This is a genomic window from Candidatus Cardinium hertigii (assembly GCF_050864855.1).
Classification (GTDB): domain Bacteria; phylum Bacteroidota; class Bacteroidia; order Cytophagales; family Amoebophilaceae; genus Cardinium; species Cardinium hertigii_C.
Window position 1 is genome coordinate 19135 of sequence record NZ_JBOZWW010000052.1, and the last position, 15214, is coordinate 34348.

11 protein-coding genes are annotated in these 15214 nt (G+C 39.9%); 10 read left to right on the forward strand and 1 reads right to left on the reverse strand.

Going from position 1 to position 15214, the window contains the following annotated elements:
• Nucleotides 1-224 precede the first annotated feature (224 nt).
• From ACRRVB_RS02755 to murA, 3 genes are read left to right on the forward strand one after another with little or no spacing between them, the layout of a single operon-like run.
• On the forward strand, nucleotides 225-2498 hold the full coding sequence (locus ACRRVB_RS02755) for an ATP-dependent helicase (protein ID WP_432466458.1): 2274 nt from the start codon (nucleotides 225-227) through the stop codon (nucleotides 2496-2498).
• Between the two features lie 42 nt (nucleotides 2499-2540).
• Nucleotides 2541-3137, forward strand: coding sequence for a DUF4290 domain-containing protein (locus ACRRVB_RS02760; RefSeq protein WP_432466459.1), 597 nt, complete (start codon nucleotides 2541-2543; stop codon nucleotides 3135-3137).
• Between the two features lie 38 nt (nucleotides 3138-3175).
• On the forward strand, nucleotides 3176-4480 hold the full coding sequence (gene murA / locus ACRRVB_RS02765) for a UDP-N-acetylglucosamine 1-carboxyvinyltransferase (protein ID WP_432466460.1): 1305 nt from the start codon (nucleotides 3176-3178) through the stop codon (nucleotides 4478-4480).
• A 56-nt stretch (nucleotides 4481-4536) separates the two neighbouring features.
• On the opposite strand, the gene ACRRVB_RS02770 is transcribed toward murA, so the two are convergent.
• The gene (locus tag ACRRVB_RS02770) at nucleotides 4537-6033 is read right to left on the reverse strand and encodes an Npt1/Npt2 family nucleotide transporter (RefSeq protein ID WP_432466461.1); all 1497 of its coding nucleotides are present in this window, start codon (nucleotides 6031-6033) and stop codon (nucleotides 4537-4539) included.
• Nucleotides 6034-6181: 148 nt separating this feature from the next.
• Between ACRRVB_RS02770 and ACRRVB_RS02775 the strand changes: the two genes are divergently transcribed.
• From ACRRVB_RS02775 to ACRRVB_RS02805, 7 genes are all read left to right on the forward strand, one after another.
• Entirely contained in the window at nucleotides 6182-8332 is a 2151-nt protein-coding gene (locus tag ACRRVB_RS02775; protein WP_432466462.1) for a MutS-related protein, read from the forward strand.
• A 170-nt stretch (nucleotides 8333-8502) separates the two neighbouring features.
• Nucleotides 8503-10419 carry a molecular chaperone DnaK gene (gene dnaK / locus ACRRVB_RS02780; protein ID WP_432466463.1) on the forward strand — a complete coding sequence of 639 codons (1917 nt, stop codon included), beginning with the start codon at nucleotides 8503-8505 and terminating at the stop codon, nucleotides 10417-10419.
• A gap of 238 nt (nucleotides 10420-10657) precedes the next feature.
• Complete coding sequence (locus tag ACRRVB_RS02785) at nucleotides 10658-11629, forward strand: M23 family metallopeptidase (RefSeq protein WP_432466464.1); 972 nt, start codon at nucleotides 10658-10660, stop codon at nucleotides 11627-11629.
• Between the two features lie 32 nt (nucleotides 11630-11661).
• Entirely contained in the window at nucleotides 11662-11985 is a 324-nt protein-coding gene (locus ACRRVB_RS02790; RefSeq protein WP_432466466.1) for a MerR family transcriptional regulator, read from the forward strand.
• 133 nt (nucleotides 11986-12118) lie between these two features.
• Nucleotides 12119-13642 (forward strand): lysine--tRNA ligase, encoded by a 1524-nt coding sequence (lysS, locus tag ACRRVB_RS02795; protein ID WP_432466467.1) that lies wholly within the window; start codon nucleotides 12119-12121, stop codon nucleotides 13640-13642.
• Between the two features lie 45 nt (nucleotides 13643-13687).
• Entirely contained in the window at nucleotides 13688-14548 is an 861-nt protein-coding gene (accD, locus tag ACRRVB_RS02800; RefSeq protein ID WP_432466468.1) for an acetyl-CoA carboxylase, carboxyltransferase subunit beta, read from the forward strand.
• A gap of 120 nt (nucleotides 14549-14668) precedes the next feature.
• A complete protein-coding gene (locus ACRRVB_RS02805; protein ID WP_432466469.1) occupies nucleotides 14669-15007 on the forward strand; it encodes an NUDIX domain-containing protein in 339 nt (112 codons plus the stop codon).
• The last annotated feature ends 207 nt before the right edge of the window (nucleotides 15008-15214 follow it).

Sequence of the window (15214 nt, forward strand, 5' to 3'; positions counted from 1 at the left end):
GCAAAAATGGTTTAATTATTTCTCTAGTAATTAAATATAGCACTTTTGATCTATTTTAAAAAGATGGGGGCCGATTAGGATGGGATGCACAACCCCTTGTTTGCCCTTTATCTAACTATTTATTAAATTGGCCTACCCATCTAGCAACGCACAAACGTAATCCCTATGGAAGATTTAAACCACGAAGGCACACTTGCTTAGATTGCATCTAATATAAAAGTAAAATGGTCATCACAACGAAACCAGCTATAGAAGCATCCTATCTTTCTGGACTTAATCAGATGCAAAAAAGAGCAGTTACCCATACCGAAGGCCCCTCCATTGTGGTAGCAGGTGCTGGCTCAGGTAAAACCAAAGTATTAACGGCCAGAATAGCCCATCTCCTTAAAGAAAACAAAGCAGCAGCTGATCAAATTCTTGCTTTAACCTTTACCAACAAAGCGGCTTCTGAAATGCGTGACCGGATCACCCAGGTAGTGGGCAATGCAACCAAAGCGATATGGTTGGGAACCTTTCATAGTGTATTTATGAAACTATTGCGATATGAAGCCAATAGTTTGGGGTATCCTTCCAATTTTAGTATTTACGATACAGACGACAGTAAGTCACTTATCAGACAAATTATTAAAGGAATAGACCTTGATGAAAAGGTGTATAAACCAAGTGTGATACTTGGACGTATTTCCCATGCCAAAAACAGATTGATTACTCCAAAGGACTACGCTGCAGACCCAACCTATCAAAAAGAGGATGCCTATATGCGTATGCCTAGATTCAGTGAAATTTTTATAAAATATACCCATTACTGCTTACAAGCGGGTGCAATGGACTTTGATGATCTATTGGTACAGACACATAAGTTGCTATATGATTATCCTGGATTAAGTGAAAAGTACCAACAAAAATTTCGCTATATATTTATTGATGAGTTTCAAGATACCAACTTGGTTCAATACCGTATTGCTAAACAACTAGCAGCCTGCCACCAAAATATTTGCGTAGTCGGAGATGATGCACAAAGTATTTATGCATTTAGAGGTGCCGATATTCAAAACATCTTGCATTTTGCCCATGACTATCCCCATCATCAAATGATCAAACTGGAACAAAATTACCGTTCTACCCAACATATTGTCGATGCAGCCAACCGTATCATTAGCTACAATGAAACACAATTAAAGAAAAAAGTTTGGACAGCCAATCCCATGGGTGCCCCCATTGAGGTGCTCAGGACTATATCGGATATGGAAGAAAGTCGGTTGATTGCAGATAATATTTTAGCAGAACAATTGAACCACCAACTGTTTTATCGCGATTTTGCCATCTTGTATCGTACCAATAATCAATCTCGGAATTTTGAGGAAGCATTGCGAAAAAAAAATATTCCTTACCGCATCATAGGAGGCCTTTCGTTTTATCAACGCAAAGAAGTAAAGGATCTTTTAGCCTATTTGCGTTTGGTAGTAAACCATAATGATACGGAAGCCTTTAGAAGGATTATTAACCTGCCTAGAAGGGGAATAGGCCCCACTACTATTCATAAGATTTTTTCTATTGCAGCTGAAAAAATGGTTCCGCTCTGGACTATACTGGGTAATATACATGACTTTTTAAGTGGTGCTACTGCAGCCGCTGTAGCCCGTTTTGTAACATTGATTGATACCGCTACCTTAAAGCTAGAAAAAGAAAATGCATATGCTATCGCAGACTATATGGCCCAAGCATCTGGTTTACTCAAGGAACTACATGAAGACAAAACAGTAGAGGGATTAACCCGCTATGAACACATCCAAGAACTGTTAAATAGCATCAAACAGTTTGTAGACCACTCTGACCACCACGATCCAACTTTAGGGAGTTTTTTACAAGAAATAGCATTGATTACTAGTGCAGATAAAGAAAACTCAAATGAAGATTCCATTACACTAATGACGATTCACGCAGCGAAAGGACTAGAATTCAAATACGTATATCTGGTAGGCATGGAAGAAGAGCTTTTTCCTTCTTCTATGATGTTGGGCAGCAAAGCAGACTTAGAAGAAGAAAGGCGTCTTTTTTATGTAGCCGTTACCCGTGCCCAACTAAAGTTAACCCTATCTTATGCGTTAAGCAGATATCGATTTGGTAAATTAGCCAATGTTCAGCCCAGTCGTTTTTTAAAAGAGATGGGTTGGGTGGACCATACGGAAACTAAAGCTATGGCCAAAAGCATAGCGACTGATCCGCTCCGTACTGGTAAGCCTATGGCTGCCCAAAAGCAGTCAAACAAACCGATCCGCACCATTGGTTCCATAGTGGTACCTGCTACACCTTCTAGTACGGATCCTACTGCTATACAGGTTGGTCATACGGTCAAACATCTTCATTTTGGTGTAGGAAAAGTGTTGCAGTTGGTAGAATCTTCAACCATGCGTAAAGCTGTTATTCTTTTTCATAAATTCGGAGAAAAGACCTTATTATTAAATTATGCAAAACTAGAAATACTGCCTTCCACGTAGAAGGTCTATTAAATATTATTTACTATAACCCAATAACCCATAATGTACGACTATAATACAACGCGATCGCGTTTAATCCTTAAAGAGTATGGTAGAAACATCCAAAAGCTTATGGAACAAATTGCAGCGATTAAGGATAAAACGGTTCGCACGCAAAAGGCCCATAGTATGGTAAAGCTGATGGAAGTAGTCAATCCTAATGCAGAATCTCTCGAAAAACGTTGGGGCGATCTTTTTATCTTGTCAGATTACAAGTTAGACATCGATAGCCCCAATCCCAAACCCATTAAGCGAGAAAGTAGTCAACTTCATTATGCACATATGCCCTTTGTCAAGCTAATCAGATGCAAATATTATGGGCGACATATGGAAGCACTATTGAAAAAAATCACTACCTTGCCCACGCTTAAAGAACAGCAGCAAATGCTTATAGCAGTTGGAAAACTTATGCGCCGTTTTAGTAGTACATGGAACAATGACTACATCAGTAATGAAAGAATGATGGAGGATATCAAACGGATGATACCAGATGGTACAATACTTGATGTAGAAATAATACGGACGCTACCAGACGAAGGTGCAAACGGCCAAAAGTTTAGAAACAAATATCAGGTAAAAGCTAGTACAGCTAAAAAGTAACTAAGGCCCATATATAAACTGGTAGTAAAATTAAAGCAATGGGCAAATTTATTATCCATGGAGGACGCCGATTGTCTGGCACCATCCAGCCACAAGGGTCAAAAAATGAAGCACTGCAGGTGATATGTGCCACCTTACTGACCGATCAAGTTGTGACGGTATACAATATTCCGAATATTACAGATGTACAACATCTGATGAAGCTACTAGCCCTGCTAGGGGTTAAAATTAGCCGATTGGATGATGGAGGGCATCAATTTTGTGCAATGGATCTTGATAAAGAGGTGATGTGTACCAGAGTATTTCGACAAACGTACACTAAAGTAAGGGGCTCTATTATGTTACTGGCCCCGCTTTTAATCCGTTTTAAGCAAGTAGCCATAGCAAAACCTGGAGGAGACCGAATTGGACGCAGAGGGCTACATGCCCATTTTGAAGGACTTGAACCATTAGGTGTTGCTTTTTACTACGATGGTGCGCAAGCAACTTGGGAAGCAAAATGTGATGCGTTGAAGGGTGCTGATGTACTAATGCCAGAACCATCGGTAACAGCCACGGCGAATGTGATTATGGCTGCCAGCATGGCCAAAGGCAAAACCATTATTTATCCTGCCGCTTGCGAGCCTCATATACAGCAACTTTGCCATATGCTGGTAGCGATGGGTGCACGGATTACAGGTATTGGCTCTAATCTATTAACCATAGAGGGTGTAGAAAGACTCGGGGCCACTACCCATACCATTTTACCAGATCTATTGGAAATTGGTAGCTTTATTGGATTGGCTGCAGCTACCCAATCAGCACTAACGATTACAGATGTGCCTATGCAGTTTTTTGGACCCGTTTGGTATTGTTTTAAACAGTTGGGTATTGTGGTAGAAACAGAAGACAATAGATTGCATATTCCATTGCAGCCTTGTCATGCCATTAAAAGAGATATGAATGGGAATCTGGTAACGCTCTATGATGCCATTTGGCCAGGCATACCTGCCGATTTAATAAGTATTGCGGTTGTAGCTGCAGTACATGCACAAGGTCATATTTTAATCCACCAGAAAATGTTTGAAAGCAGGCTCTTTTTTGTAGACCACTTGATTGAAATGGGTGCTCGACTAGTTTTATGCGATCCACACAGGGTCCATATAGTAGGCTTAGGCCCACACCATAGGCTACAGGGTACCCATATGAGTTCAAGTGACATTAGAGCTGGCATCGCTTTATTAATTGCTGCACTAGCAGCAGAAGGCACAAGCACTATTGAAAATATTGGACAAATTGATCGAGGATATGAATGCATTGACCAACGCCTTAATAGCCTAGGCGCATCTATTGAAAGGATATAATCCAAATCTTCCGCCCATCCCTTCAGCCATTTTAACCCCATACAATAGACGGATGCCTAATTGTTTGTAGCCCCTTTTGCTTCTAATATATGTAGTTGTTGATCGATGTTGCCAGCTGCACGGTACCACATAATAGTAGTGATCAGCAAAAAGACCAATAATACAGCTGAAAGCGATTGCATACTACTGGTATGGAGCAGTTCAAGCAATCCAATTTGAATCCAAGAAGAACCTGCTTTCCCTAAGCGAGATCCCAATAGATCTACAGCTGCTTTTCCTTTAATTTTTGCCTCTGGATCAAGTGGAATATAAGCCATTTGGGTTGTTTTATCAAAAAATGCATATTTGATAGATTTTGCCACTATATTATGAATACCACCAAAGATCACAATGTATAAAACCAGCTTAGATCCGATCCAATTCGTTAAACAAGGCGCATGATTTTTACTATAACTCATTAAAAAAAAGAGCGTGCCCATTATGCCAATGATGACAGGCGCAATCTGTGCCGTTCTTTTCCACCCAAATTTTCTTAAAATACCTCCACTAAAAAAAAGAGAGAGCAGCAACGCAATGATTCCAGTCCAAAAATTTAGTTTTGATATAAAAGTTTGATAATCTACTGCCGTTGGAAAGGCTTCTTTCAAATAGGATTTCCAGGTCCCTTCTACAATATTGATGGATAGTCCACAGGCAATCACTATAATGGCTATATTGCCTAAATATGGCGAAACAGCCACATGTTTTAGACTCTTCCAGAGCGATAAATGTAACTTTTGAGGAAGAGGATTACGGCTTACAGGCATAAGCGCTGGTTTTACCATACGATTGGTAAACCAGTAGGTGAATAAAATGGCTACGCAACTATAAGCTACATACTTTATTAACGCTTGTACCGTGTATACAAAGTCACTATGGCTATATTTTTTAGTATAGGCTAAGACCAGTGGCCCAGCAATAATCAGTGCAACATCTCCTGCAGCAATTAAAATAGCATAGAATCGTTTCGCATCTTGGATTTTACAAACATGGTTCACAAAGCTCCAATAGAGTAACATAAGTGCCACTTGTCCCCAAAGCTCAGCAACTACAAAAAATAATACGTGGATCCAATGGCGAAATGCAGTAATCCAATGCAAATATTTACCACCTGTATACCTACTGAACCAATCTGCCATAGCATAGGGACTTACTTTATTGGCATGGGGATACAGGACAAAACCATATACAAGAATCAGGACTAAGAAAAAAAGAATGGTACCATAAAAGAGGGTAGACTGCTTTAAACAATTGTTTAATTTTGTGTACAACAGCACAACGCCTATAGAAATAGGAAAAATAATGGATCCTTTTATAATGGGAATAACCTCGGCAGCAGAGGAGTCAGCGGTTACCAAAACGGTATCTTTAAGTGCCGCTAAAATACAATAGACAAACGAAATAAGAAATTTTAAAAAAAGAAGGAGGAAAATTTTCTGTTTTTCCCCCTTTCGGATGGGAAAAACAACTTGCAACCATTTTTTTAACCACAGTAAAGAGATGGGTTGTATCATAGTGGTTTATTGCATCAAAAATTTTGTTTCTAATCTTAATTTAGTAAAATTTATGTACATTGCATAGTGTTTTTAAAGCAGATTTAGTATCTATGTGCCTTTTTTACATAAAGTTGCGATTGTCTTGGCTTGATACCAATTGATTAAAATGCATGCATCCATTCATTCTATCTTAATTTTTATGCGTATTATTTCATACTTATTCTTTTTATTTTGTTTACCGACTTTTGCTATAGCTATTGAAGCATCTCCCTCCATGGCTACCCAATTAGCGGATCACTATTTAAAATCATTTGTTGAAGCTGTAAAGCCTTTGGCAAAGGCTAATGAAGGTAAAGAAGCCAAACCATCGAATATAGACATTACCCAAATACATCTTTCACCAAGAGCAGAACGGGCTATAGTATTCAATGAAATTTTTGCTAAAAGCCCTTACTATCAGAAGCGCCATCAGCAAAGCCTATTCAACGCATATGGTTGGCATGATTTACATCTTTTTTATGGAACCACTACTGCACCGGGCTACCATTTTTTATCCCGCATCAATAGAACCCTTACGGTTTTAGGAGAAGGGGCACTTGCTTCACTGATAGGTGCACCCATTGCGGATCTAGAAGCCCTTACAAAACGACAGCAGTTTGTAGATTTATTGTGCCAAAACAAACCACTTTACAATGGTTTAAAAAGTGCGTTGCAAGATTACCAGCCATCTGAAAAAGCAATGCTCTCTTTTTGGACTGAAACAGATCCGCTCTATGCCAAAGAGTATGACAAATATTTGACCAAGCTCTTTTATACCGGTTCTACTGCTTCAAATAAATCGGCTAGGACATTACAAACCAAAAAAATATGGCTTCGGGATATTTGGAATATTTATAGTAATTATATTTTTTATCCTCTACTAGGGCTGCCTATTGCAGGAACATTCTCTCAATTTACACCACCTAGTCATACCAGTGAGAATGCATTCTTAATGTTATACCTAAGCTGGATACCTGTATACAATATATACCATACCCACGAAGTAATTAAAAAACTTAAACAAGCAGGTGGTAATACTCATGGTCTTAGTGCTGTAGATTATGTTCCCCCAACAATCTATACCCTACATTCTTTTTGGCAATATTACAATGGATATTGCAACTACAAAGAATATGCAGGCGTATTGCACCACCTTGCTTTGCGTATGGCAGATGTCCAAACCTTTTTAATAACCGCTAAAAAGATCGATACATTCGTACAGCAAAATCCTACTTTCGCAGCACACTATGGCCCACAACTTGAACCCATCAACAGGCTATTGGCTCGTCTGAACGAATCCTCTGAAGTAGGGGATTTATTGCGTTATCTAGAGGAGTTGCCCCTCCGTTCTTGGTCCTATCTCCGGAATCATGCCGGAAAGCTATTGGCCAGTTACAAGCTATTTCTAGCCCATAAGGCTATTTTTCATGATGCCATGTATGCGTTAGGAGAACTAGATGCTTTTCTCTCTATCGCAACCCTTATGGAAGAAACAGCTGCGCTAAATGGGCCACATCGCTATACATTTGCCAAATTGTTACCACCTAAAGGCTATACAACACCTCGATTGGCACTGGTTGGCATGTGGAACCCCATGCTCACCCCTACTACAGCAGTTGGGAATGATCTAACCATGGATGATGCCAATAAGACGCGAAATATTATTGTAACTGGTCCCAATGCAGGTGGTAAATCTACCTTTTTAACGGGTGTGGCCACAGCGGTTTTGTTAAGCCAAACTTTTGGGATTGCCCCTGCTACATCCTGTGAACTGACCCCATTTAGTAAAATTAATACCTATATAGACATTGCGGATGACATTGCTGCGGGTAAATCACTCTTTATGGCAGAAGTGGATCGTTTTCAGTCCCATTTAAAATTATTAAAACAGTTAAAAAAAGAGGAATTTAGTTTTACTATTTTTGATGAACCTTTTAGTGGCACCAATCCAGTAGAGGGTGCAGCAGCAGAATATTCTGTATTAAATTATATTGCCGAGTATGGCAACGCCTTTAATATAGTGGCCACCCACTATCCAGTGGTAATGCTTTTAGAACAACGTGAACCCCAAAAAGGGTTTAAAAACTACAAAGTATTTATCAAAGCCATAGGAAAAGACGGAAAGATTTTGTACACCTATAAGGTAATTCCTGGTGCTTCAAACCAAACGATTGCCATTGATATACTAGCAGCCCAAGGGTATGCAACCGAAATGTTGCAACAAGCCAGGGATATTATCAACCATCCAGAAAGATACCGCAAAAGCTTTGCAGAATAGTAGGCCATGATTTTTACATTAGTATATGCAGATTATGTCATTTTGACACAATCTGATGCAGGTTCATGCATTTGGCATGGAGTTTGTAATATCGCTACCTAAATGAAACGTAAATAGGTAACGCAAATATAGACTGTATGGTCGAATACAAACAAAATAGAAATTAAAACATGGGAAAAATAATTGGAATCGATTTAGGCACCACTAACTCTTGTGTTGCCGTTATGGAAGGCAACGAGCCAGTGGTCATTCCGAATAATGAAGGCAAAAGAACTACTCCATCGGTAGTAGCTTTTTTAAATGGTGGACAAGGTGAACGCAAAGTAGGTGATCCTGCCAAACGTCAGGCCATCATCAATCCACACAATACCATAAGCTCCATCAAGCGTTTTATGGGTAAGGGATACAGTAGTGTGGCCAATGAGCTGAATGAAGTGGCGTATAAGGTAGAAAGCGGAGCCAACAATACGGTCCGTGTGCGGATTGGTGATCGCCTCTATACACCACAAGAAATTTCAGCTATTATCTTGCAAAAGATGAAAAGTTCTGCAGAAGACTACCTAGGCACAACGGTTACAGAAGCAGTTATTACGGTTCCTGCCTATTTCAACGATGCAGAACGGCAGGCGACTAAAGAAGCAGGAGAAATAGCCGGTTTGACGGTCAAACGGATTATCAATGAACCTACGGCTGCTGCTTTGGCTTATGGCTTGGACAAAAAAAATAAAGATATCACCATTGCAGTATTTGACTTAGGGGGGGGTACTTTTGATATTTCTATCTTAGAATTAGGCGATGGTATTTTTGAGGTTAAATCTACCAATGGCGATATCCATCTAGGTGGAGATGACTTTGACCAAAAAATAACCGATTGGCTAGCAGATAATTTTCAACAAGAAGAAGGAGTGGATCTAAGAAAGGACCCTACTGCGCTGCAACGCCTCAGAGAGGCTGCTGAAAAAGCCAAAATAGAACTTTCCAGTGCAACCACTACAGAGATCAATCTACCCTACATTACAGCTATCGATGGGGTCCCTAAACACTTGGTAAAGCAACTATCTAGGGCGCAGTTTGAAAAACTGGTAGATGACTTGGTAAAACGTACACTTGCTCCTTGTAGGCAAGCTTTAAAAGATGCTTTTGGCGATATTGCTGATCCACAAAATAAAATTCATGAGGTTGTTTTAGTCGGTGGCTCTACTCGTATACCAAAGATTCAAGAAGAAGTAGCCCGTTTTTTTGGTAAAAAACCTTCTAAAGGGGTCAATCCTGATGAAGTAGTAGCTGTAGGAGCCGCTATCCAAGGAGGGGTCTTAACGGGAGAAGTAAAGGATGTTTTATTGCTTGATGTGATTCCATTGTCCCTAGGTATTGAAACCTTAGGCGGTGTTTTTACCAAATTGATTGAAGCGAATACTACTATTCCAACTAAAAAGTCAGAGGTTTTTTCTACTGCTTCAGACAATCAATCTTCGGTTATGGTACATGTATTGCAAGGCAATAGACCTATGGCCAAACACAACCGTACCATTGGCCAGTTCCATTTATCTGATATTCCATCTGCTCCCAAGGGCGTTCCACAAATAGAAGTTTCTTTTGATGTAGATGCCAATGGTATATTACATGTCTCGGCAAAGGATAGAGGAACGGGAAAAGAACAAAAAATTCGCATTGAAGCTTCATCTGGTCTAACTGAAGAAGAAATCAAACGGATGAAAGAAGAAGCAGAACGCAACGAAGCGGCAGATAAAGCAGAAAAAGAGCAAATAGATAAAATAAACCAAACGGATTCATTTATATTTGAACTAGAAAAACAACTCAAAGAATTGGGTGATAAAGTAGAAGAAGCAGATAAGAAACAGGTAGAATCTGCCTTAGCGGATTTGAAAAAGGCACATGGAGAAAAAGATGTAGAGGCTATTGATCGTACATTAAAACCGCTTAACAAAATTTGGAGCGAGGTAATGGCTAAAGTCTATCAAAAATCGCAGGCTACTCAAAAACCATCTGATCCTACCATGGAGCAAAAAAATGGTAATGACGACAGTGGCAATGTGACAGATGCGGAATTTGAAGAGGTAAAATAGCATTTCGAATGCTTTTTTTCGCGGCTTTCTAATTTAGTTTTAGAAAGCCGCTCTTTTATATTGCACTTGCTGGTAGTAATTTGTTATCTCTATGGTTTACGTTTACCCATTCCCCCCTCCTACTCACTTTTCAAAACCCAATAAAATCCCATAAACCTCAATAATGGTTGATTGTCTTAGTAGTTTTTTTTAAATTGAAGTAGTCTGGGTCTATATATTTTATCATTATATATTTTTTATGCTTAAAACCAAGTATTATTATAACCCTGCTACTTGCAGCTATGAGCCTGTACGCCCTTCTCTATCAACCTTTATTTTACGTACTTTTGCTTTTTTATCTTTTTCGGTATTATTGGCCGCTGGTATGGTGCGGTATTACCAAGATCATGTTCCTTCTCCCAAGGAAGCAGCACTGTGGCAAGCCAATGAAAGGCTTAAGGCTTATTACGATGTCGTACAAAAAAAAATAGAAAATAGTACGGCACTCCTAGCGACTTTACAACAACGAGATGATGACCTTTATAGGGTTTTATTGAATACCAGCCCACTTTCTGCTACAGAACGCAACGCGGGCATCGGGGGCGTTAACAAATATGCCCACTTAGGGAAAGATACTTTAATTGCAGAAACATTGTCTAAAGTAGATCAGTTGGCCAGCCAACTGGCTATTCAAAAGAAATCCTATGATCAAATCATCAGCCTTGCCAAACAAAAAACGGCTAAATTTGCTTCTACACCTACTTTCCCACCTGTTTCTAAAAAACATTTGAAAAGAATATCTGCCCATTTCGGTAGACGCCTCCATCCAATTTATAAAATATTTAAAATGCATGAAGGGGTTGATTTTTCGGCACCTATCCATACGCCCATTTATGCTGCCGCAGATGGATATATCAAATGGATCAAAAAAGATAAAAAGGGATATGGCCACCATCTACTAATCGAACATGGCAATGGCTTTAAAACCCACTATGCCCATATGGATGCGATTATGATCAAAGAACGACAACGGATCACAAGAGGACAACAAATTGGCACAGTTGGTAATTCAGGTGACTCAACAGCTCCACACCTCCACTATGAGGTCTACTGCAATGGGAAACGTGTCAATCCAATACAATATTTTGTAGGAGAACTTACTGCGGCTGAATACGAAGAAGTGCGTAAGCAATCAGCCTATCAAACACAAGCCCTTTGTTCAAACTTTTAGCGATGGGTTGCGGCTAAGGGCTTGATCATAGTATGGAAAAAAAGTATTGGACCATTCAAGAGGTCGCTTGCCACTTTGGGGTAGCCCCTTCTTTAATACGTTTTTGGGAAAAAACCTTTAGTGGGATCCTTCAGCCTCATAAAAATAGCAAAGGTGCCAGAAGGTATCAAGCAAAAGATATCGCTCAGCTGCAGTACATCTATACGCTGGTTAAAGAAAAAGGATATAGCTTACCAGGGGCACGTAAAGTAATGCAAAAGCACGGTATCGCCTCTACCATTACACCAGGAGAAGTGGTACAACGATTGCATAGCCTACGTTCTTTTTTGGTAGCATTAAAGGGGGACATAGATTAAGTATATAGATCAAAATAGTAGTGAGGCTGCAGCAAAATTTATAAAAATAAAGTGTAAATTAGATAGATTATGATGGCCAAAATGGCCAGGGCTATCGCATAGCCATATATTTTACTTTTATTTTACCAAAATCATGCAGGAGCTGAGTGAACAAGCCACCATTCGAACAGAGAAAAAAGAGCGCTTAGAATCTATGGGCATCAATCCCTATCCCGCTTCCGTTCACCCCATCAATGCCAAAGCAGCCACTATTCTTTCCGATTACAAAGAAGAAAACAAAGCAAACTATAGCCATGTAGTACTGGCAGGCCGGATTATGGGACGTAGAATTATGGGAGGGGCTTCGTTTGTAGAATTGCAAGATGCAACTGGACGGATTCAACTTTATGTACAACGAGATTCGATTTGTCCAGAAGAAGATAAAAGCCACTATAATACCTTCTTTAAGAAATTACTAGATATAGGTGACATTATTGAAGTACAAGGTTTTGTATTTACCACACAAGTGGGCGCTATAGCGGTGCATGTGACCCATATTCGGTTGTTAACCAAGGCACTTACCCCTCTACCAGTTGTCAAAGAAGCATCGACCAAAGAAGGGGCAAAAGTATATGATGCCTTCACAGATCCTGCACAACGGTATCGTCAAAGATATGTGGACTTAATCGTGAATCCAGCGGTACGCAAGGTATTTGAACAACGGGCTAAGCTGATCCACACCATGAAAGCCTCCTTGCACAGCAAAGGATATTTAGAAGTGGAAACCCCTATTCTGCAACCCATTTATGGAGGCGCATCGGCACGCCCCTTTGTCACACACCATCATACTCTAGATATGCCTTTATATTTACGGATCTCCAATGAGCTTTATTTAAAGCGGTTAATTATTGGGGGCTACGAGGGCGTCTACGAATTTGCAAAAGATTTTAGAAACGAAGGTATGTCCCGTTTCCACAATCCAGAATTTACCCAGGTAGAACTTTATGTAGCCTATAAAGACTACATCTGGATGATGGACTACGTAGAAGAATTGTTAGAAACAGTGGCACTAGCCCTACATGGCACTACAACGGTTCCGTTTGGTACAGATTTGATCCACTTTCAACGGCCATGGAAACGGTTTACGATGTTTGAGGCGATTCACCATTTTACTGGATATGATGTAAGCAATATGGACGAAGCAGCATTGCGCACAGTGACCCATGAATTGGCCATAGATATACCCGATAACTTTGCCAAAGGCAAAATTATAGATGAAATTTTTGGCGCAAAATGTGAACCACATCTTATTCAACCTACCATCATAACCGACTACCCCATTGAAATGTCTCCTTTGGCGAAACGACACCGCACCAACCCAGCTTTAACAGAACGATTTGAGGTAATATGCGCGGGTAAAGAAATCTGCAATGCTTTTTCTGAGCTAAACGATCCGATTGATCAACAGAAAAGATTAGAGGAACAACGCAAACTAGGCGAACGAGGCGATGACGAAGCAATGGTGGTAGACCATGATTTTTTAAAAGCTTTGCGCTATGGCATGCCGCCAACAGTAGGTATTGGCATAGGGATCGATCGGTTAACGATGATCATGACCAATGTACCATCTATTCAAGATGTCCTATTTTTTCCACAAATGCGTCCTGAAAATCCATAAAAGCCCAACAGCCTTCGATGCCATTACCATCTATTACATAAGTATATGAGTTTAATAAACGACAATCTAAGCTGGTTTAAACGCAAAAAGAAAGGAATTCTAACCCCTAGTTCTGCCAAAAAAGATTCGCCCGATGGCCTTTGGGTAAAAACACCAAAAGGAAAGATTATACACAGCAAAATATTAGAAGAAAATTTACAAGTAGTGCCCGATGATGGCCACCATTTACCGATTGGTTCAAAGGAATACTTTTCCATTCTTTTTGATGGAAACAATTTTACAGAGCTGAATGCAACTTTCCGATCGGCTGACCCACTCCACTTTATAGACAATAGGTCTTATACCGAACGCTTAAAGCAAGCAGAAGCAGCAACCGGTTTAACAGATGCGGTACGAACGGCCTATGGTAGGATCGATACCCTACCCCTTGCCATTGCCTGTATGGATTTTAAATTTATTGGAGGCTCTATGGGCAGTGTAGTAGGTGAAAAAATAGCCCAACTGGTCAACCACTGTTTGGCCGATCATACCCCGCTACTGATTATCTCTAAATCAGGTGGTGCACGGATGATGGAGGGCAGCTTTTCCCTGATGCAAATGGCCAAAACAGCTGCAAAATTAAGCCAATTGGCCGATGCTAAAATTCCTTATATCTCGCTGCTAACCGACCCGACTACAGGTGGGGTAAGCGCCTCCTACGCGATGCTAGGGGATATCAATATGGCAGAACCAGGGGCGCTGATTGGCTTTGCAGGTCCACGTGTGATTCGAGAAACCGTTGGCAAATCATTACCGAAAGGTTTTCAAACCGCCGAATTTTTATTGGCCCATGGCTTCTTGGATATGATTGTAGATAGACGAAAATTAAAGGAAACGGTGGCACTACTCCTGAAGATGTTGGCTTAGTAAAACCAAGGCTGTTAATGGCTGGAATCTATTGAGAAATATTTTTTATCTGCTGCTTGCAACCTAAGGTTACCAGTGTATATAAGGGGCTATTTATGCCAACCAACCAACTATATTAAGATGACGGTAGTATTATTTGAAGGGGGAAAATTTGCATTTGATCCATTGCAGATAGACGCATTTAACCCTACTAAATCAGTAGCCATATGCTATATGGTATGCAATGGAAAAGTTTTGCTGTTGAAAAAAAATGATCCCCAAACAATAGACAACCGATGGTGCATGCCGGGTGGGAAACTAGAAAAAAATGAAACGCCCCTTCAAGCAGTAGTAAGGGAAATAAAAGAAGAAACCGATATCCTACTACTGCCAGAAGCGACTGATTTTATCCAAACGATTTGTACGCGCATCTTTACCCCCAAACAGGATTACCTACTCCACTTATTTAGTCGGTCCTGAAATACTGTATAATTATTTGTTAATCAGCAAATAAATGGTTAAATTTGTATTGGTTAATAACCAGTTTTAGAGTTGTTTTGTATAAAAAGCTTGCAAAATAAGGATGAAATCTAAGAAAATAAATAATAGCCTTGAGCGTTTGTTTGAGCAACGCTTATCTAGTTTTCTTAACCCGAAACATCCTTTATTCCAGTTATCTGATTCGAT

What these genes read in the sequence shown, in the direction of transcription:
- ACRRVB_RS02790 (WP_432466466.1), top strand. Translation starts at nt 11,662, where the DNA reads ATGGAAAAAAAGTATTGGACCATTCAAGAGGTCGCTTGCCACTTTGGG.
- ACRRVB_RS02775 (WP_432466462.1), top strand. Translation starts at nt 6,182, where the DNA reads ATGCATGCATCCATTCATTCTATCTTAATTTTTATGCGTATTATTTCA.
- ACRRVB_RS02805 (WP_432466469.1), top strand. Translation starts at nt 14,669, where the DNA reads ATGACGGTAGTATTATTTGAAGGGGGAAAATTTGCATTTGATCCATTG.
- murA (WP_432466460.1), top strand. Translation starts at nt 3,176, where the DNA reads ATGGGCAAATTTATTATCCATGGAGGACGCCGATTGTCTGGCACCATC.
- ACRRVB_RS02770 (WP_432466461.1), bottom strand. Translation starts at nt 6,033, where the DNA reads ATGATACAACCCATCTCTTTACTGTGGTTAAAAAAATGGTTGCAAGTT.
- ACRRVB_RS02755 (WP_432466458.1), top strand. Translation starts at nt 225, where the DNA reads ATGGTCATCACAACGAAACCAGCTATAGAAGCATCCTATCTTTCTGGA.
- dnaK (WP_432466463.1), top strand. Translation starts at nt 8,503, where the DNA reads ATGGGAAAAATAATTGGAATCGATTTAGGCACCACTAACTCTTGTGTT.
- lysS (WP_432466467.1), top strand. Translation starts at nt 12,119, where the DNA reads ATGCAGGAGCTGAGTGAACAAGCCACCATTCGAACAGAGAAAAAAGAG.
- accD (WP_432466468.1), top strand. Translation starts at nt 13,688, where the DNA reads ATGAGTTTAATAAACGACAATCTAAGCTGGTTTAAACGCAAAAAGAAA.
- ACRRVB_RS02785 (WP_432466464.1), top strand. Translation starts at nt 10,658, where the DNA reads ATGCTTAAAACCAAGTATTATTATAACCCTGCTACTTGCAGCTATGAG.
- ACRRVB_RS02760 (WP_432466459.1), top strand. Translation starts at nt 2,541, where the DNA reads ATGTACGACTATAATACAACGCGATCGCGTTTAATCCTTAAAGAGTAT.